Here is a 24,600-nt window from a genome sequence, read left to right on the forward strand (position 1 = left end):
GCTCTCCCCGCGTCACCAGCAGGCCGTTCCGATCGCAGCCGCCTCCGGGACAGCGCGCCCAGCTCTATCCCGTCGGCGGAACGCCCGACGCTCTCCTCGACGCGCCCCTGTCGCGGTGCCGACCGCGCCGGGCCGGGCAGGGACCGGCTCCCCCTCAACACAGCCGTATCCGGGAAAGCGCGTCCCAGCGCTTTCCCGTCGGCGGAACGCACGACGCTCCACAGAACGCGCCCACCTCGAAAGGCCGACCGCGCGGAGCCGGGCAAGGACCGGCTCCCCACCAACACAGCCGTATCCGGGAAAGCGCGTCCCAGCGCTTTCCCGTCGGCGGAACGCCCGACGCTCCACAGAACGCGCCCACCTCGAAAAGCCGACCGCGCGGAGCCGGGCAAGGACCGGCTCCCCCTCAACACAGCCGTATCCGGTGAAGCGCGTGCCAGCGCTTCACCGTCGGCGGAACGCACGACGCTCCACCGAACGCGCCCACCTCGAAAAGCCGACCGCGCCGAGCCGGGCAAGGACCGGCTCGGAATCCAACTCAGAACCAGTCGGATTCCCGGACGGCCTTCATGGCGGCGCGGCGGTCGTCCTGGGAGAGGCGGTCGAGGTAGAGGCGTCCGTCGAGGTGGTCGCATTCGTGCTGGAGGGCCTGGGCCATGAGGCCGTCGCCTTCGAGGACGATCTCGTTGCCGTCGAGGTCGGTGCCGCGGACCTTCGCGTGCGGGTAGCGGATCGCGGGGTACCAGAGGTTCGGGACGGAGAGGCAGCCCTCGTCGACCGGTCGCGGGTCTCCGCTGAGCTCGATGATCTCGGGGTTGAGGATGTACCCGATGACGCCGTCGACGTTGTAGCTGAAGGCTCGGAGGTTGACGCCGATCTGGGGGGCTGCGACGCCGGCGCGTCCGGGCGGCCGGACGCTGTCGACGAGGTCCTCGACGAGGCCGCGGACGCCGGCGTCGACCGTCTCGATGGTCGTGGACGGGGTCTTCAGCACCGGGTCCCCGAAGATGCGGATCTGGCGTTCGGTCATGTGGTGCGCTCCCTCAGGGCCTCCTCCGCGCTCAGGAGGGCGTTCTCGACGACTTCGCTCGCTGCGGGGTGCGGCCAGTACTGGCTGCGGGCGAGTCCGCGGATGCCGGTGCCGGCGCTGGCGGCCTGGACGAGCGGCTGAATGAGGATACTGGCCTGCGGCCCGATGATGTGCGCGCCGAGGAGGGCGCCGTCGATGCCGACGACCAGGAGGCAGGCGCTGGAGTCGTCCTCGAGCGCCCAGCCGAAGGCGGTGGAGCCGTACTCCTGGGTGACGGTGACGACGTCCAGGCCCTGGTCCCGCGCTTCGGCCGCGGTGAGCCCGAAGTGGGCGATCTGCGGGTGGGCGAAGATCGCGCCGGGCACCGGCGAGAGGGTGTCGGAGAGCAGCTCGCCCGGGTGCAGGAGGTTGTGCGCCACGAGGCGCGCCTCGTGGTTGGCGACGTGCTTGAGCTGCCAGCGGGACGACACGTCGCCGAGGGCGAAGAGGCCGGGCACGGGGCGTCCGCCGGAGAGGACGCGCTGCTCGGGGTCGACGCTGATCCGGCCGTCCTCGTGCAGATCGATCCCGACGGAGGCGGCGGCGACCGTGTCGCTGTTGGGGTCGCGGCCGAGGGCGACGAGGAGCAGGTCGGTCTCGACCGTCGTGCCGTCGCTGAGGGCGACGCGGAGCCCGTCAGGGCGGGCGTCGACGCTCTCGGCGCTCACTCCGGTGAGCACCGTGTACCGCTCGGCGGCGATCCCGGTGAACCGGCGCGAGACGTCCTCGTCGAGGGCGCGGAGGAGGCGGTCGCCGCGGACGGCGACGGTCACGGCCGTGCCGAAGGAGGAGAAGACGTGGGCGAACTCGACGGCCACCGCGCCGCCGCCGAGGATCAGCATCCGCTCGGGGAGCTCGTCGAGCCGCATGACGGAGGAGGAGTCCTGGATGCGGGGGTCCGGCTCGTACGCGGCGAGGAGCGGCCTGGGCCGCGAGCCGGCGGCCACGACCACCTGCGGCGCACTGATGCGGGCACCGCTGGCGCTGACGAGGACGTGCGGGCGGTCGCCGTCTCCGAGCGACTCGAAGCCGAAGCTCTCGCGGAGGACGGTCACGTTCGGGGAGCGCTGATCGCGGTACTCGAAACCGCCCTCGCTGATCGCGTCGATCCGGCCGAACACCCGGTCGCGCACCTCGGCCCACTCGGGGCGGCGGAGGCGGGAGTGGACGCCGATCGGGCCGCCCTGGTCGACGTCGGTGACCACGTCGGCGACATGGACGAACATCTTGGTCGGGATGCAGCCGGCGTTGAGGCAGGTGCCGCCGAACCACTCCCCGTCGTCGAGGATCGCGACCCGCAGGCCGTCGAACTCCGGACCGACGATCGAGTTGCCGGAGCCGGCCCCGATGACGATCAGGTCGAAGGCGTCGGTGGACGCGTCGCGCCCGTCGGTGCGGTCCTGGTGCGCGGCGGACGCCGCCCCGGAAGCCCGGGGCTCAGACACGTCGGACCGGCATGCCCTCGACCACGAGCGCGGCGAGCAGGCGCGCGGCGTCCTTCGTGCCCTCGCGCAGCTGCTCCCACTTCACCACGGAGCCGGCGGCGAGCACCGGGTCGTAGGGGATCCGGACGATGTCGCGGACGCGGGAGCGGAAGTGCGACTCGATCTCCTCCAGCTTCACCAGGCTCGTGCCCTGCGTCGCCGTGTTGAGCGCGACGACCGCGTTGCGCACCAGGGCGCCGTAGCCGTTCGCGTCCAGCCAGGTGAGGGTCTCGGAGGCCAGGCGGGCCTCGTCGACGCTGCCGCCCGAGACGATCACCACCGTGTCGGCGCGCTGCAGCGTGGGCCGCATCACCGAGTGCACGATGCCCGTGCCGCAGTCGGTGAGCATGATCGAGTAGAAGCGCTCGACCAGATCGGCGACCACGTTGTAGTCGTCCTCGTCGAAGGCCTCGGAGAGCTGCGGGTCGGTGTCGGAGGCGAGGACGTCGAGGCGGGTCTCGTCGCGGGAGACCATCGTCGAGAACTCGGTGAACCCCGTCACGCCGGCCGCGCGGTTCACGACGTCGCGGACGGTCGCCCGCGTCTGCTTGGGGACGCGCTCGGCCAGGGTGCCGCGGTCGGGGTTCGCGTCGACCGCGATGATGCGGTCCTCGCGCGCGTCGGCGAGGGCCATGCCCAGGAGCGTCGTGACCGTGGTCTTGCCGACGCCGCCCTTGCGGGTCATGACCGGGACGAAGCGGGTGCCGCCCTCGAACTGCCGGCCGATCCGCTCGTCCATCGCCTTCCACGCCTTCACCTTCGCGGAGTCGCCGAGGTTGACCGTGTGGAAGGTCAGACCGTAGAGGAAGCGGTGCCAGCCGCCCGTGGGAGCGGGACGGGTCTTGCGGTTGACCTCCAGGAGCCTGTCCGGGGTGAGCATCGACGCCGACTCGGGGACGGCGGCGCTCGGCGCGGACGGGGCGGGAGCGGCGCTCGAGGACTCGGCGCGGAGGCGGTCGCGGCGCGTGGGGACGGCGGCGGGCTCCCCTGCGGACTCGGACGCCGCGGGCTTCTCGGCGGACTCCGCTCGGGCGGGGATCCCCGCCGAGACCGGTCCGTTCGCGCCGGACGGGTGAGCGGGAGCCGGTGAGGGGGTCGGAGCAGGACTCGGCTCCGGGGGCACGAGAGCGCGCGAGCGCGAGGGCGGCAGGCCGAGGCGGCCGACGTCGATCGCGTCCTCGTCCTCGACCGGAGCGGGGGCGGTGGAGCGGCGCCGCGGGCCGGGCGGGGTGATCCGCACGCCGTCGGGCAGGAGGGTCGGAGCGGTGTCGCTCGCTCGCGGGGAGTACTGACCCGATTCCCGAGCCGCGTCCATGGCGGTCCGCGGCGTGGGACCGGTGCCGGTGTCGGTGTCGGGCTGTTCGTCGTTGCGCTCATCCATGCGAACGAGCCTCCTTCCGCTCAGGACGAGTGTACCGGCGGGCCCGGATCGCGCCGGGCGGCTTGGTCGGAGCGCGCTCCGACTGCTAGTGCGGCCCGCTTCCGGAGGCGGCGCGGACGGCGCGTGCAGCGAACGGTTAGGTTCTGCCGCCCGGAGGAACGTAAAGTAGTCAGCCATGCATGTACTCAGCGTGAGCTCCCTCAAGGGCGGCGTCGGCAAGACCACGGTGACGCTCGGCCTTGCATCCGCGGCGTTCTCGAAGGGCCTGCGAACGCTGGTCGTCGACCTCGATCCCCAGTCCGACGTGTCGACCGGAATGGACATCAACGTCGCCGGCCACCTCAACATCGCCGACGTCCTGACGTCGCCGAAGGAGAAGATCGTCCGCTCGGCGATCGCCCCCTCCGGCTGGACCAAGGAGCACCACGGCACGATCGACGTGCTGATCGGCAGCCCCTCCGCGATCAACTTCGACGGGCCGCACCCCAGCATCCGCGACATCTGGAAGCTCGAGGAGGCCCTCGCGAGCGTCGAGGCCGACTACGACCTCGTGCTGATCGACTGCGCCCCCTCGCTCAACGCCCTGACCCGCACGGCCTGGGCCGCGAGCGACCGCGTCGCCGTCGTCACGGAGCCGGGCCTGTTCTCGGTGGCCGCCGCCGATCGGGCGCTCCGGGCGATCGAGGAGATCCGCCGCGGACTCAGCCCGCGCCTCCAGCCGCTGGGCATCATCGTCAACCGCGCCCGCGTCCAGTCGCTGGAGCACCAGTTCCGGATCAAGGAGCTGCGCGACATGTTCGGGCCGCTCGTCCTCAGCCCGCAGCTCCCGGAGCGCACCTCCCTCCAGCAGGCGCAGGGCGCGGCGAAGCCCGTCCACGTCTGGCCCGGGGAGAGCGCCCAGGAGATGGCGCACAACTTCGACCTGCTGCTCGACCGCGTCATCCGCACCGGACGCATCGGCGAGCAGGTCCCCGCCGCGACCTAGGGCCGGCGGGTCCGTCGGACTCCTCCGGCTCGAGGTCTCGGTTCGCGGGCGATGCTCGGTGCTCGAGGAGCGCCAGGGACGGCGCCGGCAGACGCTCGGCGTCGGAGTTCGGCGCGGACTCTCGATGCGCGGGCGGAGCCCGCCACTCGATCAGCACGGTGAGACTCGGGTGGCGCCCGTTGCTCGCACAGCACGGCTGCAGGCGGGTCCGCTCCTGACCAGTTGAGCGCGCGGAGGAGACATCGGAGTCCCCGGGGCCGCGGTCGACCCGCGAGGGGTGGGCGGTCAGCCGACGCGGCGGGAGGCGCGGCGCTGGGCGAGCTCGTCGCCAGGGTCGACCGACTGGTGGTCGAGCTCGACGAGGCTCGACTCGACCTCGCGGAGGACCTTGCCGACGGCGATGCCGAAGACGCCCTGGCCGCGGCTGAGCAGGTCGATGACCTCGTCGTTCGAGGTGCAGAGATAGACGCTCGCGCCGTCGCTCATCAGGGTCGTCTGCGCGAGGTCGTCGACCCCGGACTCGCGGAGCTGGTTGACCGCCGTGCGGATCTGCTGGAGCGAGATCCCGGTGTCGAGCAGGCGCTTGACCAGCTTCAGCACGAGGATGTCGCGGAAGCCGTAGAGGCGCTGCGTGCCGGAGCCGGACGCGCCGCGCACGGTGGGCTCGACGAGCTCGGTCCGCGCCCAGTAGTCGAGCTGCCGGTAGGTGATCCCCGCGGCGCGCGCCGCGACGGCCCCGCGGTAGCCCGCGTCGGCGTCGAGCTCGGGCAGTCCGTCGGTGAACAGGACGAGGTCGCGCTGGCCGCTGACGTCGCGGCTGACTTCTCTCATCCCTGTGCCTCTCGGATCCGGACGCCGGATCCTCCGAACGCGCTCCCTACCGTACCGACCGGCGCAGGCCGAGTAAACGACATCGGCCTCGACGCCGCGGCGTGTCGCACGGGCCGCCCGTCGGCCGGCGGCGCGGCCCTCACGAGCGGGCGATCCGCGAGAGGGCGCTGCGCACCATCGCCCCGCGGATCGTGCCCAGCTGGGTCGCGAGCCCCACCGCGTTCTCGGCAGCACCGGCGGAGCCGGACGCCTCTCCGCGGCGGGCGCTGGAGGCGACGACGCTCTCGATAAGCGACATCTCGCGCTCGACGGCGACGCGGAGCGGTCGGAGGTGACGGGGCTCGATACCCGATCGGCCGAGGTCGACGAGCGCCTTGAGCGTCGTCACGGCCTCGTCCCCGAACACGTCGCCGCCCCGCACGAGCCCGGCGGCGATGGCCTCCTGGACGAGAGCGGGCGTGGCACCGGACTCGGCCGCGAGGCCCTCGCGGGTCAAGCGCGTGGCGGGGCCGAGGAGCGAGGCGCTCGGACCCCCGACACCGGCCGGCAGGGCGGGCTCGCGCCCGGCGTCGATGTCGTCGAGGTACCCGCGGATGACCTTGAGGGGGAGGTAGTGGTCGCGCTGCAGCGCGAGGATCATCCGGAGCCGCTCGACGTCGGAGCCCGAGAACTTGCGGTAGCCGGAGTCGGTGCGGGCCGGCGAGACGAGCCCCTGCTCCTCGAGGAAGCGCAGCTTGGACGGGGTGACGTCCGGGAACTCAGTGGTCAGCCTGGCCAGCACCTGCCCGATGCTCAGCAGAGCGGCGGAGCCGGTGGGGAGGGCGCGCGCGGAGGAGCGGCCCACGGCTCACGCGTCCGGAGCGGCGACGAGGTCGGCGCGGGACGCGTAGAAGGTGAGTCGGAACTTGCCGACCTGCACCTCGGAGCCGTCGGTGAGGATCGCGGACTCGATCCGGACCCCGTCGAAGTAGGTGCCGTTCAGGGAGCCGAGGTCGTGGACCTCGAACGCCGTGCCGCGGCGGACGAACTCGGCGTGCCGGCGCGAGACCGTGACGTCGTCGAGGAAGATGCCCGCGTCGGGGTGACGGCCGACCGTCGTGGAGTCGGTGTCGAGGAGGAAGCGGGCGCCGGTGTTCGGTCCGCGGCGCACGACCAGCAGCGCGGATCCCGAGGGCAGAGCCCCGACGGCCTCGGCCTCCTCGCGGGACGCGCGGTTGTCGAGAGCGGCGAGCTGGGCACCGATGTCGTCGGTGAACGTCAGAGTCGTCTCCGTCGACGGCTCACCGGGAACGGAATTGTGCTGGGCGGATGATGCTCCACCGACGGGCTCGACCAAGACGTACCTCCTATCAGGTCAGCGTATCCGAATCGTGACCCTCGTCGGACCCCTGAGCACCTGTGCGGACCCCCAGGACGAGGTCCCGCGTCTGGACGGCGTAGACGATCCCGGCCCACCAGTAGAGGAACGCGCCCCACAGCGCGAAGGCCCAGGCGATGGGGAGCGAGGCGGGCGCGAGGGCAGGGAACGCCTGCCCCAGCATGATCAGCGGGAGCGCGTAGAAGAGGCAGAAGGTCGCGAATTTCCCCAGGTGGTGCACGGGAAGCGGTCCGTAGCCGTTGTTCGCCAGGACGACCGCCAGGACCACGAGCATCAGGTCGCGGGCGAGCAGCACGGCGACCAGCCACCAGGGCACCAGTCCGCGGGCCGCGAGGCCCAGGACGGTGGCGAAGATGTAGAGGCGGTCGGCGGCCGGATCGAGGACGCGGCCGAGGCGCGTCATCTGGTCGAAGCGGCGCGCGATCCAGCCGTCGAGGTAGTCGGTGAGGCTCGAGACCACGAGGGTCAGGAGCGCGAGCGCGTCCTCGCCGAGGACCACGAGCACGAGGAACACCGGCACCAGGGCGAGGCGCACCATGCTGAGGACGTTCGGGACCGTCCAGATCCGGTCCTCACCGGTGCGCGCCATGCGCCCAGCCTAGGCGGGGCGCACGGCGGCGTGGTCAGCGCTTGTCGCGCCAGACCCGCTCGAACGGCAGGCGCCAGGCGTGCGGCGCGATCAGCTGGTGGATGGCGTTCGGCCCCCAGGAGCCGGGCGCGTAGAGACGGACGGGCGGCGGATCCTGCAGGAGGGGCGCGGAGACCTCCCAGAGCCGCTCGATGCCCTCCGCGGTGGTGAACAGCGTGTGGTCTCCGCGCATCGCGTCGAGGATCAGGCGCTCGTAGGCCTCGAGCGCGTCGCCCGCGCGGTCGGTCTCTTGGAGCGCGAACTGCATGCTCAGCTTGTCGAGCCGCATGCCGGGACCGGGGCGCTTCCCGTAGAACGAGAGCGAGACCTTCGAGGCGTCCGCCAGGTCGAAGGTGAGGTGGTCCGGGCCGTGGGCACCGACTCCGGAGCCCTGCGGGAACATGCTCTTCGGGGGCTCGCGGAACGCGATCGAGATGATGCGCTGACCCTCGGCCATCCGCTTGCCGGTGCGGAGGTAGAACGGCACTCCCGCCCAGCGCCAGTTGTCGATCTCGCACTTCAGCGCGACGAACGTGTCGGTCTCGGAGTCGGCGGCGACGCCCGGCTCGTCGCGGTAGCCGATGTACTGGCCGCGCACCACGTTCTCGGGGTTCAGCGGACGCATCGAGCGGAAGACCTTGTTCTTCTCCTCGCTGATGGCCTGGGGCTCCAGCGCGGTCGGCGGCTCCATCGCCATGAACGCGAGCACCTGGAAGAGGTGGGTGACGACCATGTCCTTGTAGGCGCCGGTGGACTCGTAGAACTCGGCGCGACGGTCGAGCGTGAGGCGCTCGGGGATGTCGATCTGGACGTGATCGATGAAGTTGCGGTTCCAGATCGGCTCGAAGAGGCCGTTGGCGAAGCGGAAGGCGAGGATGTTCTGCGCCGGCTCCTTGCCGAGGAAGTGGTCGATCCGGAAGATCTGCTCCTCGCTGAAGGTCTCGTGGAGCTCCGCGTTGAGGACGACCGCGCTCTCGAGGTCGACGCCGAACGGCTTCTCCATGATGATCCGCGAGCGCTCGACCAGCCCGGCCTCGGCGAGCATCCGCACGACGGAGAGAGCTGCCCTGGGCGGGACGCTGAGGTAGTGCAGCCGGCTCACGTCCGGGCCGAGGACCGCCTCGGCGTCGGTCACGGCGGCGGCCAGCGCGGCCGGGCCCGCGGACTGCGGGACGTAGCGGAGCTTGGACGCGAACTCGTCCCACTGCGCCGGCGTCAGGGAGCGGCTCCCGAACTCGTCGTAGGCCAGCTTCGCGAAGGCGCGGAACGAGGCGTCGTCGTGCTCCTCGAGCGAGGTGCCGACGATCTGCAGGTCCGGTGCGAGGGAGGAGAGCGCGAGGTGGGCCATCCCCGGGATGAGCTTGCGCCGGGCCAGGTCGCCGACGGCGCCGAACAGCACGACGACATGGGGTGCCGCCTGCTCGGTCTGGACGGCGGGAGCGGGGGGTGCGGTTGTCACGGTCACCCCTCGATCATTCCAGTTCGGATCGTGACGCAGGCGTCATGTGCTCGATACGCACCGCCGCTAAGGTCTCTCCCGTGCATCCGTTCTCCGACGCGTCCGCCGCGACCGCAGCACCCGCCTCCGCCACCGCCCCCTCCTCCGCCGACGGGACGACCGCGCCTCCGCTCGACGAGAGGATCCGCGCCGACGTCCACCTGCTGGGCGAGCTGCTCGGCCAGGTGCTCCGCGAGTCGGGCGAGCCCTCCCTCTACGAGGACGTGGAGCGCCTGCGCGCGCTCACGATCAGCGCCTACGACAGCGGCGACGCCGCCGGGACCGCGGAGGCGGAGGAGTTCGTCGCCTCGCTCACGCTCGAGCGCGCCGAGGAGGTCGCCCGGGCGTTCACCTGCTACTTCCACCTCGTCAACGTGGCGGAGGAGTTCCACCGCGTCCGCGTGCTGCGCCGGCGCGAGGCCGACGCCGGCGCGCAGTCGCCCGAGGACTCGATCCTCGCCTCGATGCGCCGGCTGACCGGGGAGCTCGGGGAGGACGAGGCGTTCGCGCGCCTGTCCCGACTGGAGTTCCGCCCGGTCCTCACGGCGCACCCGACCGAGGCGCGCCGCCGCGCAGTGGCCTCGACCATCCGCCGTATCAGCGACCTGCTCGAGCAGCGCGACGACCCGCGCATGGGCGGCGTCGTGCTGGTGGAGATCCGCCGCAAGCTGCTGGCCGAGGTCGACACGCTGTGGCGCACCGCTCCGCTGCGCGAGTCCAAGCCCACTCCCCTCGACGAGGTGCGCACCGCGATGAGCGTCTTCGACGAGTCGCTGTTCTCGGTGCTCCCCCGCGTCTACCGCCGCCTCGACGACGCTCTGCTCGGCGAGGGCTCGGGCACCCGGGCTCCGGTCGCACCGGCCTTCGTCCGCCTGGGCACCTGGATCGGCGGCGACCGCGACGGCAATCCCTTCGTCACCGCAGAGACGACCCTCGCTGCGGTGGACATCGCCTCCGAGCACGTCCTCATGGGCCTCGAGCGGGTCGCCCGCCGCGTGGGCCGCGCGCTGACCCTCGACGCGTCGACCACTCCCCCGTCGGCCGCCGTCGAGGCGCTCTGGGCCTCCTGCGTCGAGCGGGCTCCCGAGCTCGCCGCCGACATCGCCGAGCGCTCGCCCAACGAGGCGCACCGCCGCGTCCTGCTCTTCGCGGCCGAGCGCCTGGCGGCGACCCGCTCCGAGGGGCCGCTGGCCTACTCCGCCGCCGCCGAGCTGCTGGCCGAGCTGCGCACCCTCCAGGAGTCCCTGGTCGAGGCCGAGGACGTCCGCGCCGCCTACGGCGACCTCCAGGACTTCGTCTGGCAGCTCGAGACCTTCGGCTTCCACCTGGCCGAGATCGAGGTGCGCCAGCACTCGAAGGTGCACCGCGAGACGATCGCCGCGATCCGCGCCGGCGAGGAGCTCGACGAGCGCGGCCGCGAGGTCCTGTCGGTGTTCCGGGCGATCGCGAAGGTCCAGGAGCGCTTCGGCACCGACGCGGCGAGGCGGTACATCGTCTCCTTCACGCAGTCGGCCGACGACCTGCGGACGGTCTTCGAACTGGCCGAGGCGGCGACCGACGGCAAGCCGCCGATCATCGACGCGGTCCCGCTCTTCGAGACCTTCGCCGACCTCGACGCCTCGACCGACATCCTCGCCGAGATGATCCGCCTCCCCCAGGTGCAGGCGCGCCTCGCGGCCACCGGCAACCGGCTCGAGGTGATGCTCGGCTACTCCGACTCGTCGAAGGACGTCGGACCGGTCTCGGCGACGCTCGCGCTCTACGACGCGCAGGCGCGCATCGCGCAGTGGGCGGCCGACGAGGGCATCGTGCTCACGCTGTTCCACGGTCGCGGCGGAGCGCTCGGCCGCGGCGGCGGGCCGGCCAACCGGGCCGTCCTCGCGCAGCCGCCCGGATCGGTGGACGGCCGCTTCAAGCTGACGGAGCAGGGCGAGGTCATCTTCGCCCGCTACGGCAACCCGGACATCGCCACCCGGCACATCGAGCAGGTGGCGGGAGCGACGCTGCTCGCCTCCTCCCCCGCTGTCGGCGAGCGCAACGCGGGCGCCGCGGAGCGCTTCGCCGAGGTGGCGGCGACGATGGACCGCGAGTCGCGCCGCCGCTTCTTCGAGCTCGTGAAGGCCGACGGCTTCGCGCCGTGGTTCGCCCGGGTCACCCCGCAGGAGGAGGTGGGCCTGCTCGCCCTCGGCTCGCGTCCGGCCCGCCGCGGCCTCTCCGTCGAGTCGCTCGAGGACCTGCGAGCGATCCCGTGGGTCTTCGCCTGGACCCAGGCCCGCGTCAACCTGACCGGCTGGTTCGGGCTGGGCAGCGCGCTCGAGGCCGTCGGCGACCTCGACCTGCTCCGCGAGGCCTACGCCTCCTGGCCGCTGTTCACGACGATGGTCGACAACGTCGAGATGTCGCTCGCGAAGACCGACGAGGGCATCGCCCGCCGCTACCTCGCCCTCGACTCCCGCGACGACCTCGCCGGACTCGTGCTCGACGAGATGGCGCTCACCCGCCGGTGGGTGCTCTCGATCACCGGCGAGGAGAGCCTGCTCACGGGCCACCGCGTGCTCGGCCGTGCCGTGCGCCTGCGCACCCCGTACGTGAACGCGCTCTCGCTCCTGCAGCTGCGCGCACTGAAGGCGCTCCGCACCGACCCGGGCGGATCCGGGACGGAGCAGAACCAGCGGCTGCTCCTGCTCGCGGTCAACGGAGTCGCGGCGGGTCTGCAGAACACCGGCTGATCCCGGCTCGGAACGACGGAACCCCCGGCGGCCTCACGGCTGCCGCGGGTTCTCGTGCGTCTGCGGGCGCCTCCCGCCTGCGGAGCGGGTCGAGGCGCCGGGCGGATCAGGCCTGCGGGGCGGCGCCGGCCTCCTGAGCGGCCTTCGCCTCCTCGTACTGGCGGCGCACCTCGACCATGTCGAGGCCGCGGACCTGCTCGATCAGGTTGTCGAGCGCGGGGGCGGGCAGGGCGCCGGGCTGAGCCATCAGCGGGATGCCGTCGCGGTACACCACGAGGGTGGGGATGGAGGAGATGCCGTAGCTCGCGGCGAGCTGCTGCTGGTCCTCCGTGTCGACCTTCGCGAAGGTGATGTCGGCGTTCTTCTCGCTCGTGGCCTCGAAGACCGGAGCGAACTGCTTGCACGGGCCGCACCAGTCGGCCCAGAAGTCGATGAGGACGATGCCGTCGGCGATCGTCTGGTCGTGGGAGTCGAGGGTCATCGCAGTCGTAGCCATGGGGGATGCAACCGGGTGCCCCCGCGGCCTATTCCCGGGCGGGATCGAGGAGGTCGAGCAGCGACCTCGGACCGACCACGGCGGCCCCGAGCGCCTCGACGCGGGCGGCCAGTCCACGGTCGGCCGTCACGACGACCGCGGTCTCGAGCGCGCCGACCAGCTCGACGATCGCGTCGTCGCCCGAGCCGTCGGCCGCGTGGACCGTCAGCCGCTCCGTGAGAGCGCCCGCCTCCGGACGGGCGGCGCGCGCCACTCCCTCGAGCACCACGGCGATGCGCGGCCAGACCGTGTCGGCGTCGATCCCCAGGAGACGGCCGGGGACGCCGGCCTCCGCGAGGCGGGCCAGGGAGGCGAGGAGGCGCTCCGCGGCGCCGGCGCGGTCGCGCCACCAGCCGTCGGGGCGTGAGCCGACCACGTTGGCGGCGTCCACGACGAGCACGGGGATCGAGGAGCCGAGCGCGCGCAGGCCCGGCCAGGCCGCCCCGAAGCCCGGGTGCAGCGGCAGGGAGTCGACCTCGTCGGGGGCGACCCAGCGCAGCTCGGTGCTCTCGGCGTCGCTGATGCGGGGAGTGAAGTGCTCGCGGGACTCGGCCAGGACGGTGGAGTAGCTCCACGGTCCGATCACGACGACGCTGGAGAGCACGGGCAGGATCAGGTCGGCGGGGACGCCCGCCTCCTCCTCCGACTCCCGGAGGGCCGCCTCGAAGGCCGTCTCCTCGGGGTGACGGGCGCCGCCGGGCAGCCCCCAGGTGTCCCCGAAGTGGCTCCAGCTGACGCGGTGCTGGAGCAGGACGCGTCCCGACGGATCGCGCAGGAGGAGGCCGGCGGCGCCGAAGCGCCCCCAGAAGCGGCGTCCGTCGCCGATCTCGACCCAGCCGTCGCCGAGCGACGCGTCGAAGGGGTGGCGCGGGAGCACGGCGTCCGCGCCGGGGTCCTCGCTGGTCATGCCCTCCAGCCTCCCACACCGCGCCCGCCGCGCCCGACCCCGACGGGCTGGCAGAATCGGACGATGCGCCGCTCGAGACCCCTCCGCCTCGCGACGCTCGCCTGGCTCGCGCTGATCGCCCTGATCACGCTGACGCCCGCGCCCTACCCGGCCGGGGAGCCCAACGCGCTGATCCGCGGGATCATCGCCTTCCTCGCTTCCACGCCGCTCACCGGCTGGTTCGACTTCGACGTGGCGGAGTTCACCGCGAACGTGCTGCTCTTCGTGCCGCTCGGTGCGCTGATCGCCGCGCAGCTGCCGGCGGGTCGCCGCCTGTGGGCCGCCGCCATCGGGCTCGCCGTGTCGGCGGCCGTCGAGACCGCGCAGCTGCTGTGGCTGCCGACCCGCGTCTCCGACGTGCAGGACCTGGTCTCGAACGGCAGCGGCTCCCTGATCGGCGCCCTGCTGACGATCGCGCTGCTCCGCTTCTCCCCCCGCCGCCGCTCCCGGAAGGACCGCACCGCCCATGCCCGCTGAGACCCTCGTCGTCCTCGACCGACCCTCCCTCGACGCCGAGGCGCACTCGCCGGGAGGACCCGCGCACCGCATCGATCCGAGCGGGCGCGGCGATCTGGACGTCACCGACCTCGGCTTCACCCGCGGCGACGGCGTGTTCGAGACGATCAACCTGGTCGACGGACGGCTGCAGGCGCTCGACGCGCACCTGGACCGCTTCGAGCGCTCGGCCCGGATGCTCGACCTGCCCCGGCCGGACCGGCCCGCCTGGCTCGAGGCGATCGGAGCGGCGGTGGCCGCGCACCCGCCCGTCGCCGAGGCGATGGTGAAGACGATCCTGACCCGCGGCGTCGAGGGCGGCGGGCGGCCCACCGGCGTCGTCTTCGTCCAGACCAGCCCGGACTTCGGCCCGGCCCGCCGCGACGGCGTGCGCGTGGTGCTGCTGGACCGCGGGCTGCGCTCGGACGTGCAGTCGACGTCCCCCTGGCTGCTCGCCGGCGCGAAGACGCTCTCGTACGCGGTGAACCGTGCGGCCGTGCGGGAGGCTGCCCGGCGCGGTGCCGACGACGCCCTGTTCGTGTCGAGCGACGGCTACCTGCTCGAGGGGCCGACCTCGAACCTCGTGCTGCTGACGGGCGGGGAGCTCGTGACTCCTCCGCCGAGCCTCGGGCTGCTGCCCGGCACCACGCAGGCCGACCTGTTCGCGCTCGCGCCGGGCCTCGGACTCGGGACGGCGGTGCGTCCGCTGCGCTCGGGCGATCTGGAGGCGGCGGACGCGGCGTGGCTGGTCTCGAGCGCGCGCAACGCCGCTCCCGTCCGCGCCGTCGACGGGACCGACCGCCGCGTCGACGCCGACCTCTCGGCCCGGATCAACGCCGCGCTGCTCGCCCGCTGAGACTCCGATCCTCCCCGTGGGACGCCCCGCGCCGAGCGCGGACGGCGTCCCGGAGGAGAGAGGGCTCAGGAGAGGCCGTCGACGTCCGCGGGGCCGCGGCTGATCAGTCCGCCGCGGACGTGCTCGACGGTGGGGTCGAGCTGCACCGGATCGCGCTCGTCCGCCGCCTCGTCGTTGATCACGGCCGAGACGATGCCGCGCCAGTCGGTGCCCTCGGCCACGGCGTCCTCGGAGCCGACGCGGCGCGTGACGAACACGGCCTCCGACTCCTCGCCCGCGTGCGAGATGACGGCGAGGACGCCGACGGTGCGACCGCCCGGGTGCTCGATCCGCCACTCCTCGTGCCCGGACGGGACGAGCGAGAACTCCAGGCCCGCGTGCGGGAAGCCGGTGGGGCGCAGCTCGGACGGGGATCCGCTCTGCGGAGGCGCGCCGCGGGTGGGGACCCCGGTGCCCTCGCCGCTCGTCGTGCTCATGCCGACGTCGCCGCGGGTTCCGCCGGCTCCGGAGCTGTCGTTCGCCGCGACCATGCGGTCGTCGCCGCTCCGCAGCGCGTCGTCCGCTCCGGTGTAGATGCTGTCGTCTCGGTTCATGGGAACCTCCTTGTCGGCGGCCAGTGTAGGACCGCGGGGTGGGTGGCGAGCGGGCGCCGTTCGTAGACTGGGGGGATGCAGATCCCGGTGACCGGTGCCGTGCGGGTGGACGCGTGGCTCTGGGCGGTGCGCATCTACAAGACGCGCTCCGCCGCGACGACCGCGGCTCGGGCCGGCCACATCCGCGTCAACGGCGAGCGGGCCAAGGCGGCGCAGACCGTGCGGGTGGGCGATGAGGTCCGCGCCCGGATCGGCGGCTTCGACCGGGAGCTGATCGTCCGCGGACTCGTGGTCAAGCGGGTCGGTGCGCCGGTGGCCGCCGAGTGCATGGAGGACCAGACACCCCCGCCGCCACCCCGGGAGTCCGCGCCGGGCGTGATCGTCCGTGACCGCGGAGCGGGCCGCCCGACGAAGCGCGACCGGCGCGACATCGAGCGCCTCCGCGGATTCTGACCGCGCGACCCGGCAGCGGCCTCAGGGGGCGAGCGCGCGCAGGCGCTCCAGGAGCCCCTCCGCCGCCTCGTCGAGGAACCGCTGCTGCAGCTCGTCGCCGACCTGGACGAGGGCGATGTCGGTGAAGCCCGCCTCGATGTAGGGCACGAAGCTCTGGGCGAGCTCGTCGAGGTCGGGGCCGCAGGCGATCTGCTCGGCGACGTCCTCCGGGCGCACGAACTGGCTCGCTCCGGCGAAGCCGGCGGGGGTCGGCAGATCGGAGTTGACCGCCCAGCCGCCGGCGAACCAGCGGAACTGCTCGTGGGCCAGCGCCACTCCCTGCTCCTTGTCCGGCGCCCAGCAGATCGGGATCTGGCCGATCGTGCGCGAGGGGGCGGCGTCCGCACCGCGGACCGCGGTCCACTGCGAGATCAGCTCGGCGTCGGGCTCGGTCGTGATGAGGTGGTCGCCGATCGGCGCGAAGCGGGCGATCGACTTCTCCCCCGAGACCGCCAGGCCGATCTCGACCGGCGTGTCCGGCAGGTCCCAGATGCGGGCGGAGTCGACGCGGAAGTACTCGCCCTCCCAGGTCACCAGCTCGCCGGTGTGCAGCTCGCGGATGAGGTGGACGGCCTCCTCGAGCATGTCCTGGCGCACGGCGACCGAGGGCCAGCCCTCGCCGACGACGTGCTCGTTGAGGTTCTCGCCCGAGCCGAGGCCGAGCGTGAAGCGGTCGTCGGAGAGGATCGCGAGCGTCGCGGCCTTCTGCGCGACCACGGCCGGGTGGTAGCGGATGGTCGGCGCGGTGACGTAGGTCGTGAGGTCGATGGTCGACGTGGCCTGCGCGACCGCTCCGAGCAGCGTCCAGGCGTAGGAGGCGTGCCCCTGCTCGGTCAGCCACGGCGAGTAGTGGTCGCTCGAGACCGCGAACTCGAAGCCGAGCCTCTCGGCGTCGACCGCGTAGCCCACCAGCTGCTTGGGTCCGCTCTGCTCGGTCATCAGGGTGTATCCGAATCGCACCATCGTCCGTCCTCGTTCCGCTCGTCGTGGATGCCCGGGGGCACGTCCCATGGTGGGCGGGGCGCCGGATGCGCGCTAACCCCTTGCCGCGGTCGCGAGCGGCGGCTAGCGCGGCGTCAGACGAAGCGGATGCGGTTCTGCACGCGGGTGCGGACCTCGAACGACTCGCCGTACCCGCCGAGCCGCGGGTCGTCCGTGCCGGAGCGCAGCAGCTGCGGCAGCAGCGAGCGGCGGATGACGACGGCGCCCTGGTGCCTGCCGCGCTCGACCTGCTCGAACGGCTGCTCCAGCGCGTCGTCCGGCACGACCACGACGCTCGTCGAGAAGCGGACGCCCAGCTCGCGGCCGAGACGGCGCGCGGCCTTCGCGAGCGAGGCGATCGGCTTCTCGTCCTCGGCGATCCCGGGGCCCTCCAGCTCGCCCTTCTTCAAGCGGACCGGGTCGCCCCAGTCGGCGGAGGTCAGCGCGAGCAGGCCGGCCGGCCCGAGCACGAGGTGGTCGATCTTGAGCCCGCCGTCGCCGACCGCGACGTCGTTCCAGATCGTGTAGGCGATGCCGAGCGCGCCGACGAGCGCGGCCGTCGCCTCCTCGGCCTGAGCCTTCGCGAGCCAGGAGCGGACCTCGCGAGGAGCGGAGCGGACGATCGCCGGGTCGAAGGGGTCCTCGGTCTCGACGCCGCGGCCGAGCCACTCGCGCACCAGGCGCAGGTAGTACTCGCGCGCTGCTCCTCCCGGGTGACCGTAGGAGCGGGCGCGCACGGCCGAGGCGGTCTGCGGGCGCGGTGAGCCGGTGTACGGCGACTGCGGGGAGGACCTCCCGGGGGCGGGAGCGCCTCGGTCGTAGTCGCCGCGGGCGGAGGCGCTGCCGATCCGCTCCCAGGCGAGCTGCACCGCGTGGAACGACGCGGCGTCGCCTCCCGTGTCCGGATGGGTCTCGCGGAGGCGGAGCCGGTACGCCCGGCGGAGCTCGTCGTCGGACGCGGTGGCGGCGACACCCAGCACCTCGTAGGGGGTGCGGGCGGCGTGGCTGTCGGGCATGTGCTTCCGGGAGGGTCGGGGCGGGGGGTTCCGAGTGTATCGACGCGGGCCGGGCGCCCGGTGGGAGCGCGCACTGCGTCGGCTCGGAACGCGCCGAGCGCCCAGCGGGGGAACGGGCGCCCGGCGGGGGTCAGTGCGCGAGCAGCTCGCGCACCCGCGGGATGACCTGCGTGCCGTAGAGCTCGATGTTGCGCATGATCGCCGGGTGCGGCAGCGTCCCGGCGCTGTACTTGAGGTCGAAGCGGTCGATGCCCAGGGCCTCGACCGTTCGCGCGATCTTCCGGGCGACCGTCTCGGGCGAGCCGAGGTGGATGGCGCCGTCGGGGCCGGCCTCCTCCTCGAAGCGCTCGCGGGTCATCGGGGACCAGCCGCGCTCGCGGCCGATGGCGTCCATCATCGCCTTGTGGTGCGGGAAGTACAGCTCGCGCGCCTCCTCGTCGGTGTCGGCGACGAAGCCGGGCGAGTGCACGGCGACCGGGAGGCGGGGCTGCTCGAGCTGGTCGAGCGCGCGGCCGAAGAGGTCGACGTAGGGGCGGAAGCGGGCCGGCGAGCCGCCGATGATCGCCAGGACGAGCGGGAAGCCGTACCGGGCGGCGCGGACGACCGACTCGGGGCTGCCGCCGACGCCGATCCAGGTGCGGAGGGTGCCGTTGTCGAGGGTCGGGTAGACGCTCTGCTCGGTGAGCGCGGGGCGGGTCGTGCCCTGCCAGGTGACCGGGCCGCCCTGGATCAGGGCGTGGAAGAGGTCGAGCTTCTCCTCGAAGAGGACCTCGTACTGCGCGAGGTCGTAGCCGAAGAGCGGGAAGGACTCGGTGAAGGAGCCGCGGCCGAGGATGACCTCGGCCCGGCCGCCGGAGAGTCCGTCGAGGGTGGCGAAGCGCTGGTAGACGCGCACCGGGTCGTCCGAGGAGAGGACCGTCACGGCGGAGCCGAGGTGGATGCGCTCGGTGCGGGCCGCGATGGCGGCGAGCACGACGTCCGGTGCGCTCACGGCGAAGTCGGCGCGGTGGTGCTCGCCGATCCCGAAGAAGTCGATGCCGACCCGGTCGGCCAGGACTCCCTCCTCGACCACGTCGCGGAGGACCTGGCCGTGCGGCAGCGGGGCGCCGTCGGGGCCGGCGGTGACGTCGCCGAACGTGTCGACGCCGAACTTGACTTCATGCATACTCATGGACTTCTGCAACCTCCGGGGGTCGACGGCTATTCCTGCGTGCGGGGTCCGACGTCCCCGGGCAGGAGCTCGTCGGAAGAGACGATCCCCGCCTCGAGCGCCGGCTCGCGGTAGGCGCGCCCGAGCGAGGCGACGGTGTCGTGCGCGTTCAGGCCGCTCGGGTTCGGCAGCACCCAGAGCGGCGCGCCCGCCACGTCCTCCTCCTGCCTGCCCTGCACCGCCCTGCGGCGTCCGAACGCGATCCGGTAGGCGGTGATGCCGACGACCGCGACGGCCCGGGGCCGCACCCGCTCCACGGTGGCGACCAGCCGCTGAGCGCCCTCGCGCAGCTCCTCCGCGGTCAGCTCGTCGGCGCGGGCGGTCGCCCGGGAGGCGAGATTGGTGATGCCGACGCCGCGGGAGACGAGCTCCGCGCGGTCCGCGGCGCTCATCCCCTCGGACACGCGCGGCGCGCGCTCGAGGATCCCGGCCGCGACGAGCGCCGGGTAGAAGCGGTTGCCGGGGTGGGCGAAGTGCGCGCCGGTGGCGGCGGTCCACAGTCCCGGGTTGATGCCGACGAAGAGGAGCCGGACGTCGTCGCCCAGCAGGTCCTCGACGGTGCGGTCCTGGAACGCTGCGAGCTCGGCGCGGGTGAACGGCATGCGACCATCCTGCCGCGGCGCAAGTCCTCTCGGCACGGGGTCGCCGGTGCCAGCATGGAGGCATGACGAACGCATCCCAGGACCACCCGATCCAGCACGGCAGCGACGACGCGCAGCTCGACGAGAAGCTGCGCGGCGTGCTGCTGCAGGTCGCCGGCGACGCCGAGCTGCGACCGGAGGAGGACGTCGAGACCCTGCTGCGCCAGCGCCTGCGCGACACGCGGATCTCGATCTCGGACGAGGCGATCCCGGGGCTCGCCAAGCGCATCCCCGGCCTCATGCAGCGCGGGGGCGGCGACGTGAACCCCGGGGCGCACTAGCCCCGAGGGACGGACGCGGGCCGAGCGGCCGCTCGGACCCGCGCCTGCCCGCGCTACTCGGGGACCGCCGGGCCCTTGCGGTGGTGGTCGAACACCAGGCTCGTGCGCGTCGAGGCCACCGCCGGGTTCGCCGAGAGGTTCGAGACCACGAAGTCCCGCACGTCGCTGGAGTCGCGGACCGCGACGTGGATGATGAAGTCCTCCGAGCCGCCGAGGAAGAACACCTGCACCACCTCGGGCAGCGCGCGGATCTCCTCCGCGAAGCGCGTGATCGCCTGGCGCTGGCCGACGCGGATGCTGACGCTGATCAGCGCCTGCAGGGTCAGGCCGAGCGCCGCCGGGTCGAGCTCGGCGGTGAAGCCGGTGATGACGCCGCGCTCGACGAGGCCCCGGACGCGTGCGACGCAGGTCGACGGGGCGATGCCGGCGCGCTCAGCGAGCCGGCTGTTGGGCGTCCGCGCGTCGGCGCGGAGGAGGCGCACCAGGGTCCGATCGACCGGATCCAGGTCGTCGAGGTCGTGCAGATCCTTCGGTGGCATGCGCCCGCTCCCTCACTCCGCCGACGAACCTTCGGCCCGTGCGGTGACTTCCGACCGATCCTGCGGAGTTCCCTCGCTCCGGGCACGATCTTCGCACGATGGGGGCAGAGCCGGTGCAGTATCGGCGCCCACCGCCCGCCCCGCGGGCCGCAGCGAAGGAGCCGCCGTGCGCGTCGGGATCCCCACCGAGATCAAGAACAACGAGAACCGGGTCGCCGCCACTCCGGCCGGCGTCCACGAGCTGGTGCGCCGCGGCCACGAGGTCCTCGTCGAGGCCGGCGCGGGCCTGGGCTCCCGCGTGTCGGACGAAGACTTCCGCCGCGCCGGCGCCCGCGTCGTCGACGGGCCCGACGAGGTCTGGGGCGAATCCGAGCTGGTCCTCAAGGTCAAGGAGCCGATCGAGGCCGAGTACCCGCGGATGCGCCGCGACCAGGTGCTCTTCACCTACCTCCACCTCGCCGCCTCCCGCCCGTGCACCGATGCGCTGCTCGCCGCCGGGACGACCTCCATCGCCTACGAGACGGTCCAGCTGGACGACCGGCGGCTGCCGCTGCTCTCGCCGATGAGCGAGGTCGCCGGACGCCTGTCGATCACGGTCGGCGCCTACCACCTCATGAGTGCCGTCGGCGGACGGGGCACGCTGCTCGGCGGGGTCCCCGGCACTCCGAAGGCGAGGGTCGTCGTGATCGGCGGCGGCACGGCCGGCGAGCACGCCGCGGCGAACGCCCTCGGCATGGGGGCCGACGTCACGATCGTCGACCTCTCGCTCCCCCGCCTCGCGCAGCTCGAGAACCGCTTCCAGGGCGCGATCCAGACCCGCGCCTCCTCGGCCTACGAGATCGCCGCGCAGCTGGCCGACGCCGACCTCGTGATCGGATCCGTCCTCATCCCGGGCGCCAAGGCGCCCAAGCTGGTGACCGACGAGATGGTCGCCACGATGAAGCCGGGCTCGGTGCTGGTCGACATCGCGATCGACCAGGGCGGCTGCTTCGAGGGCTCGCGTCCGACCACGCACGACGACCCGGTGTTCCCCGTGCACCGGAGCGTCTACTACTGCGTCGCGAACATGCCCGGCGCCGTTCCCGAGACCTCGACCCGCGCGCTCACCAACGCGACGCTCCCCTACGCGCTCGCGCTGGCCGACCGCGGGTGGCGGGCCGCCCTGGCCGCCGACCCGGCGCTCGCCCGCGGCCTGAGCACCCACGACGGCCGGGTGACGAACGCCGCCGTCGCCGCGGCCTTCGGCCTCCCGGCCGTGCCGGTGGAGTCGCTGCTGCTCTAGGCGCCCGCGGGCGCGAGGCCGAGCCCCCCGAGGATCTCGGCGATCTCCTCCTCCGGAGCGCCGCCCACGTCGACCGTGACGTGGAGCTCGTCGTCGCCGAGGGGCTCGAGCGCCTCGAACTGCGAGTCGAGCAGCGTGGTCGGCATGAAGTGGCCGACCCGCGAGGCGAGCCGCCCGGCGATACGGTCCCTCGATCCCGCGAGGTGCGCGAAGACGAGGTCGTCGCGGCGGAGGACGTCGCGGTAGCGGCGGCGCAGGGCCGAGCAGGTCACGACGACCGAGCCGCCCGCGGCGATCCGCTGGTCCACCACGCGGGCGATCTCGGCCAGCCAGGGCGCCCGGTCCTCGTCGGTCAGCGGGATGCCGGCGTGCATCTTGTCGACGTTCGCCTGCGGGTGCAGGTCGTCCCCCTCGAGGAACTCCCAGCCGAGTCGGCGCGCCAGGAGCGACGCGACGGTCGACTTGCCGCTGCCGGAGACGCCCATGACGACGACGGCGCGGACGGGGACGGTGGGAAGAGCGGTCATCAGATACCTCCTACGAAGAGACCGATCAGGAGGACCCCGGCGAGCCCGGTCACCGAGACCAGGCACTCCATCACGGTCCACGTCTTGAGCGTCTGGCCGATGCTGAGCCCGAGGTACTCCTTCACCAGCCAGAACCCGGCGTCGTTGACGTGCGACAGGAACACCGAGCCGGCGCCGATCGCGAGCACCATGAGGGCGACCATCGGCCCGTCCATGGTCTCGGTCAGCGGCTGGAGGATCCCTGCGGCGGTCACGGTGGCGACGGTCGCGGAGCCGGTGGCGACGCGGATCACGACGGCCACGAGCCAGGCGAGCAGCAGCGCCGAGGCGCCGCTCCCCTCCGCGAGCTGGGCGACCACCCCGCCGATCCCGGTGTCGACGAGGACCTGCTTGAAACCGCCGCCCGCGCCGACGATGAGCAGGATGCCCGCGATCGGCGGCAGCGAGCTCGAGAGCGAGGCCTGCAGCTCGGTGCGGTTCATCCGGCCGCCGCGGCCGAGCAGGACCAGACCGGCCAGGAGCGCGATCCCCAGCGCGATGGTCGGCGTGCCGAGGAAGTCGAGGACCCCCTTCCACGCGTCCGTGGAGCCCGGGGCCGCGATGTCGGCGATCGCCTTGCCCAGCATCAGCACGACCGGCAGCAGGATGCTCGCGACGGCGGCGGCGAAGCCCGGGCGGTGCTCGCGCGTCTCGCCCGCGCCCTCGCCGAAGAGCGGCGGCGTCTCCACCGGCGCCCAGCGGGCGGCGACCCGGCCGAAGAGCGGGCCGGCGACGACGACGGTGGGGATCGCGACCAGGACGCCGAACGCGAGGGTCACGCCGAGGTTCGCGCCGAGCGCGTCGATCGCGACCAGCGGTCCGGGGTGGGGCGGGACGAGGCCGTGCATCACCGAGAGGCCGGCGAGCGTCGGGATCGCCACCTTCATCAGCGGCAGACCGCTCCGGCGGGCGACCAGGATCACGACCGGGATCAGCAGCACGAGCCCGACCTCGAAGAACATCGGCAGCCCGATCAGCGCGCCGACGAAGCCCATCATCCAGGGCAGCGCGCGAGTGCTCGAGCGGGCGATGAGGGTGTCCACGATGCGGTCCGCGCCGCCCGAGTCGGCGAGGAGCTTGCCGTACATCGCGCCGAGGCCGATGAGGATGCCGACGCCGCCCATGGTGTTGCCGAACCCCAGCGCGAAGCTGGCGACCGCGTCCGCCGCCGCCAGCCCCGCGATCAGGCCCGTCGTCAGCGCTCCGATCAGCAGGGAGACGAAGGGGTGCAGCTTCAGCCAGGTGATCAGCACGACGATCACGGCGATGCCGACGACGGCGGCGAGGATCAGCTGCCCCTGCCCGGCGGTGGTGGCGGGGGCGTCCCCGGCGGCGGCGCGGAGGGCGGGGAGGAGGGTCGGTGTCATGAGCGTCCTTGGTCGAGCCGACGGCCAGCGGCCGGCTTTTGTCCGACATAACCTGCGTGTGTCCCGATCATGCCCGAAGATCGGCCGGGGCGCGACTCCGGCGATGGCAGGATGACCGCATGCCCGCGCCGACGCCCTCGCTGCACCACTCGGTGCTGGACGAGCTCGGTTCGCAGATCGTGCGCGGCGAGCTCGCGCCGGGCACCACCTTCAGCGCCGACGAGCGTGCGGAGCGGCGCGGGGTCTCTCGCTCGGTGATGCGGGAGGCCGTGCGCGTCCTCGAGACGCTCGGGCTCGTGACGTCCCGCCGCCGCGCGGGGACGCGGGTCCAGCCTCCGGAGTGCTGGAACGCCCTGGACACGCGGGTCGTCGCGTGGGGACTGGACGGCCCGGACCGGCGGCGCCAGCTGCACCAGCTCAGCGAGCTCCGGCTCGGGGTGGAGCCGCTCGCCGCCCGGCTCGCCGCGGCGAACGCGACCGAGGAGCAGCGGCGGGCGCTCACGGAGGCGGGCGACGCCCTCTCCACCCACTCCCGCGCAGCCGACCAGTCCGCCTACCTCGCCGCCGACACCGCCTTCCACCGATCCCTCCTGGCCGCGTCCGGCAACCGGATGCTCGCGCAGCTGGGCGATCTGGTCGCCGAGGTCCTCGCCGGCCGCACCCGCAATGCGCTCATGCCGCGCGAGGCCGACTCCACCGCGGTGCGGCTGCACCGGGCGGTGGCCGCCGCCGTCGCCTCGGGCGACGCGGACGCTGCGGAGGCCGCGATGCGGGCGATCGTCGAGGAGTCGGACCGGGCGGTGCAGGAGAGCTGACG

General features: G+C 73.2%; 26 protein-coding genes. 8 read left to right on the plus strand and 18 right to left on the minus strand.

Annotated elements, in window-relative coordinates:
* Positions 1 to 538 precede the first annotated feature (538 nt).
* From def to C5C46_RS17160, 3 genes are read right to left on the minus strand one after another with little or no spacing between them, the layout of a single operon-like run.
* Complete coding sequence (gene def, locus C5C46_RS01395; protein WP_104225378.1) at positions 539 to 1,030, minus strand: peptide deformylase; 492 nt, start codon at positions 1,028 to 1,030, stop codon at positions 539 to 541.
* Positions 1,027 to 2,514: a mycothione reductase gene (locus tag C5C46_RS01400; RefSeq protein ID WP_104225379.1), complete on the minus strand. Its 1,488-nt coding sequence runs from the start codon at positions 2,512 to 2,514 to the stop codon at positions 1,027 to 1,029. The genes def and C5C46_RS01400 overlap by 4 nt, the downstream gene beginning before the upstream one ends.
* Positions 2,507 to 3,934 carry a MinD/ParA family protein gene (locus C5C46_RS17160; RefSeq protein WP_258059246.1) on the minus strand — a complete coding sequence of 476 codons (1,428 nt, stop codon included), beginning with the start codon at positions 3,932 to 3,934 and terminating at the stop codon, positions 2,507 to 2,509. Before C5C46_RS17160 ends, C5C46_RS01400 begins: the two co-directional genes overlap by 8 nt.
* Before the next feature lie 175 nt (positions 3,935 to 4,109).
* Between C5C46_RS17160 and C5C46_RS01410 the strand changes: the two genes are divergently transcribed.
* Positions 4,110 to 4,919 carry a ParA family protein gene (locus C5C46_RS01410; RefSeq protein ID WP_104222576.1) on the plus strand — a complete coding sequence of 270 codons (810 nt, stop codon included), beginning with the start codon at positions 4,110 to 4,112 and terminating at the stop codon, positions 4,917 to 4,919.
* 285 nt (positions 4,920 to 5,204) lie between these two features.
* Here C5C46_RS01410 and C5C46_RS01415 read toward each other — a convergent pair whose 3' ends face one another.
* From C5C46_RS01415 to zwf, 5 genes are all read right to left on the minus strand, one after another.
* Positions 5,205 to 5,750 (minus strand): MerR family transcriptional regulator, encoded by a 546-nt coding sequence (locus tag C5C46_RS01415; RefSeq protein ID WP_104222575.1) that lies wholly within the window; start codon positions 5,748 to 5,750, stop codon positions 5,205 to 5,207.
* 139 nt (positions 5,751 to 5,889) lie between these two features.
* Positions 5,890 to 6,594 (minus strand): MerR family transcriptional regulator, encoded by a 705-nt coding sequence (locus C5C46_RS01420; RefSeq protein ID WP_104225380.1) that lies wholly within the window; start codon positions 6,592 to 6,594, stop codon positions 5,890 to 5,892.
* Between the two features lie 3 nt (positions 6,595 to 6,597).
* Entirely contained in the window at positions 6,598 to 7,086 is a 489-nt protein-coding gene (locus tag C5C46_RS01425; protein ID WP_104222573.1) for an FHA domain-containing protein, read from the minus strand.
* 13 nt (positions 7,087 to 7,099) lie between these two features.
* The gene (locus C5C46_RS01430; protein WP_104222572.1) at positions 7,100 to 7,717 is read right to left on the minus strand and encodes a CDP-alcohol phosphatidyltransferase family protein; all 618 of its coding nucleotides are present in this window, start codon (positions 7,715 to 7,717) and stop codon (positions 7,100 to 7,102) included.
* A 34-nt stretch (positions 7,718 to 7,751) separates the two neighbouring features.
* A complete protein-coding gene (gene zwf / locus C5C46_RS01435) occupies positions 7,752 to 9,215 on the minus strand; it encodes a glucose-6-phosphate dehydrogenase (protein WP_104225448.1) in 1,464 nt (487 codons plus the stop codon).
* A 44-nt stretch (positions 9,216 to 9,259) separates the two neighbouring features.
* Between zwf and C5C46_RS01440 the strand changes: the two genes are divergently transcribed.
* Entirely contained in the window at positions 9,260 to 11,983 is a 2,724-nt protein-coding gene (locus C5C46_RS01440; RefSeq protein WP_104225381.1) for a phosphoenolpyruvate carboxylase, read from the plus strand.
* A gap of 106 nt (positions 11,984 to 12,089) precedes the next feature.
* Here the strand turns inward: C5C46_RS01440 and trxA are convergent, their stop codons facing one another.
* Both trxA and C5C46_RS01450 read right to left on the minus strand, forming a co-directional pair.
* The gene (gene trxA / locus C5C46_RS01445; protein ID WP_104225382.1) at positions 12,090 to 12,479 is read right to left on the minus strand and encodes a thioredoxin; all 390 of its coding nucleotides are present in this window, start codon (positions 12,477 to 12,479) and stop codon (positions 12,090 to 12,092) included.
* Between the two features lie 28 nt (positions 12,480 to 12,507).
* Positions 12,508 to 13,425, minus strand: coding sequence for an NUDIX domain-containing protein (locus C5C46_RS01450; RefSeq protein ID WP_104225383.1), 918 nt, complete (start codon positions 13,423 to 13,425; stop codon positions 12,508 to 12,510).
* 63 nt (positions 13,426 to 13,488) lie between these two features.
* Between C5C46_RS01450 and C5C46_RS01455 the strand changes: the two genes are divergently transcribed.
* Positions 13,489 to 13,941 (plus strand): VanZ family protein, encoded by a 453-nt coding sequence (locus tag C5C46_RS01455; RefSeq protein WP_104225384.1) that lies wholly within the window; start codon positions 13,489 to 13,491, stop codon positions 13,939 to 13,941.
* On the plus strand, positions 13,931 to 14,815 hold the full coding sequence (locus tag C5C46_RS01460; RefSeq protein ID WP_104225385.1) for an aminotransferase class IV: 885 nt from the start codon (positions 13,931 to 13,933) through the stop codon (positions 14,813 to 14,815). Before C5C46_RS01455 ends, C5C46_RS01460 begins: the two co-directional genes overlap by 11 nt.
* A 65-nt stretch (positions 14,816 to 14,880) precedes the next feature.
* On the opposite strand, the gene C5C46_RS01465 is transcribed toward C5C46_RS01460, so the two are convergent.
* Positions 14,881 to 15,408, minus strand: coding sequence for a hypothetical protein (locus tag C5C46_RS01465; RefSeq protein ID WP_104225386.1), 528 nt, complete (start codon positions 15,406 to 15,408; stop codon positions 14,881 to 14,883).
* Positions 15,409 to 15,483: 75 nt separating this feature from the next.
* On the opposite strand from C5C46_RS01465, the gene C5C46_RS01470 reads away from it, so the two are divergent.
* The gene (locus C5C46_RS01470; protein WP_104225387.1) at positions 15,484 to 15,861 is read left to right on the plus strand and encodes an RNA-binding S4 domain-containing protein; all 378 of its coding nucleotides are present in this window, start codon (positions 15,484 to 15,486) and stop codon (positions 15,859 to 15,861) included.
* A gap of 21 nt (positions 15,862 to 15,882) precedes the next feature.
* Here the strand turns inward: C5C46_RS01470 and C5C46_RS01475 are convergent, their stop codons facing one another.
* The 4 genes from C5C46_RS01475 to C5C46_RS01490 form a co-directional block, all read right to left on the minus strand.
* A complete protein-coding gene (locus C5C46_RS01475) occupies positions 15,883 to 16,863 on the minus strand; it encodes a TIGR03557 family F420-dependent LLM class oxidoreductase (RefSeq protein ID WP_104222565.1) in 981 nt (326 codons plus the stop codon).
* 113 nt (positions 16,864 to 16,976) lie between these two features.
* On the minus strand, positions 16,977 to 17,897 hold the full coding sequence (locus C5C46_RS01480) for a J domain-containing protein (RefSeq protein WP_104225388.1): 921 nt from the start codon (positions 17,895 to 17,897) through the stop codon (positions 16,977 to 16,979).
* 130 nt (positions 17,898 to 18,027) lie between these two features.
* Positions 18,028 to 19,062: an LLM class flavin-dependent oxidoreductase gene (locus tag C5C46_RS01485; RefSeq protein ID WP_104225389.1), complete on the minus strand. Its 1,035-nt coding sequence runs from the start codon at positions 19,060 to 19,062 to the stop codon at positions 18,028 to 18,030.
* A 35-nt stretch (positions 19,063 to 19,097) separates the two neighbouring features.
* Complete coding sequence (locus C5C46_RS01490) at positions 19,098 to 19,709, minus strand: mismatch-specific DNA-glycosylase (RefSeq protein ID WP_104225390.1); 612 nt, start codon at positions 19,707 to 19,709, stop codon at positions 19,098 to 19,100.
* Positions 19,710 to 19,771: 62 nt separating this feature from the next.
* On the opposite strand from C5C46_RS01490, the gene C5C46_RS01495 reads away from it, so the two are divergent.
* Positions 19,772 to 20,029 (plus strand): hypothetical protein, encoded by a 258-nt coding sequence (locus C5C46_RS01495; protein WP_104222561.1) that lies wholly within the window; start codon positions 19,772 to 19,774, stop codon positions 20,027 to 20,029.
* 53 nt (positions 20,030 to 20,082) lie between these two features.
* Here C5C46_RS01495 and C5C46_RS01500 read toward each other — a convergent pair whose 3' ends face one another.
* Positions 20,083 to 20,568: an Lrp/AsnC family transcriptional regulator gene (locus tag C5C46_RS01500; protein WP_104222560.1), complete on the minus strand. Its 486-nt coding sequence runs from the start codon at positions 20,566 to 20,568 to the stop codon at positions 20,083 to 20,085.
* A 166-nt stretch (positions 20,569 to 20,734) separates the two neighbouring features.
* Between C5C46_RS01500 and ald the strand changes: the two genes are divergently transcribed.
* Positions 20,735 to 21,850, plus strand: coding sequence for an alanine dehydrogenase (gene ald, locus C5C46_RS01505; RefSeq protein WP_104225391.1), 1,116 nt, complete (start codon positions 20,735 to 20,737; stop codon positions 21,848 to 21,850).
* On the opposite strand, the gene C5C46_RS01510 is transcribed toward ald, so the two are convergent.
* Positions 21,847 to 22,377, minus strand: coding sequence for a gluconokinase (locus tag C5C46_RS01510; RefSeq protein WP_104225392.1), 531 nt, complete (start codon positions 22,375 to 22,377; stop codon positions 21,847 to 21,849). The two genes, ald and C5C46_RS01510, sit on opposite strands and share 4 nt — an antisense overlap.
* Positions 22,377 to 23,783 (minus strand): GntP family permease, encoded by a 1,407-nt coding sequence (locus tag C5C46_RS01515; protein ID WP_104225393.1) that lies wholly within the window; start codon positions 23,781 to 23,783, stop codon positions 22,377 to 22,379. Before C5C46_RS01515 ends, C5C46_RS01510 begins: the two co-directional genes overlap by 1 nt.
* A 119-nt stretch (positions 23,784 to 23,902) precedes the next feature.
* Between C5C46_RS01515 and C5C46_RS01520 the strand changes: the two genes are divergently transcribed.
* Positions 23,903 to 24,598 carry a FadR/GntR family transcriptional regulator gene (locus C5C46_RS01520; protein ID WP_104225394.1) on the plus strand — a complete coding sequence of 232 codons (696 nt, stop codon included), beginning with the start codon at positions 23,903 to 23,905 and terminating at the stop codon, positions 24,596 to 24,598.
* The last annotated feature ends 2 nt before the right edge of the window (positions 24,599 to 24,600 follow it).

The sequence above is a fragment of the Rathayibacter sp. AY1E6 genome (assembly GCF_002931115.1).
GTDB lineage: Bacteria > Actinomycetota > Actinomycetes > Actinomycetales > Microbacteriaceae > Rathayibacter.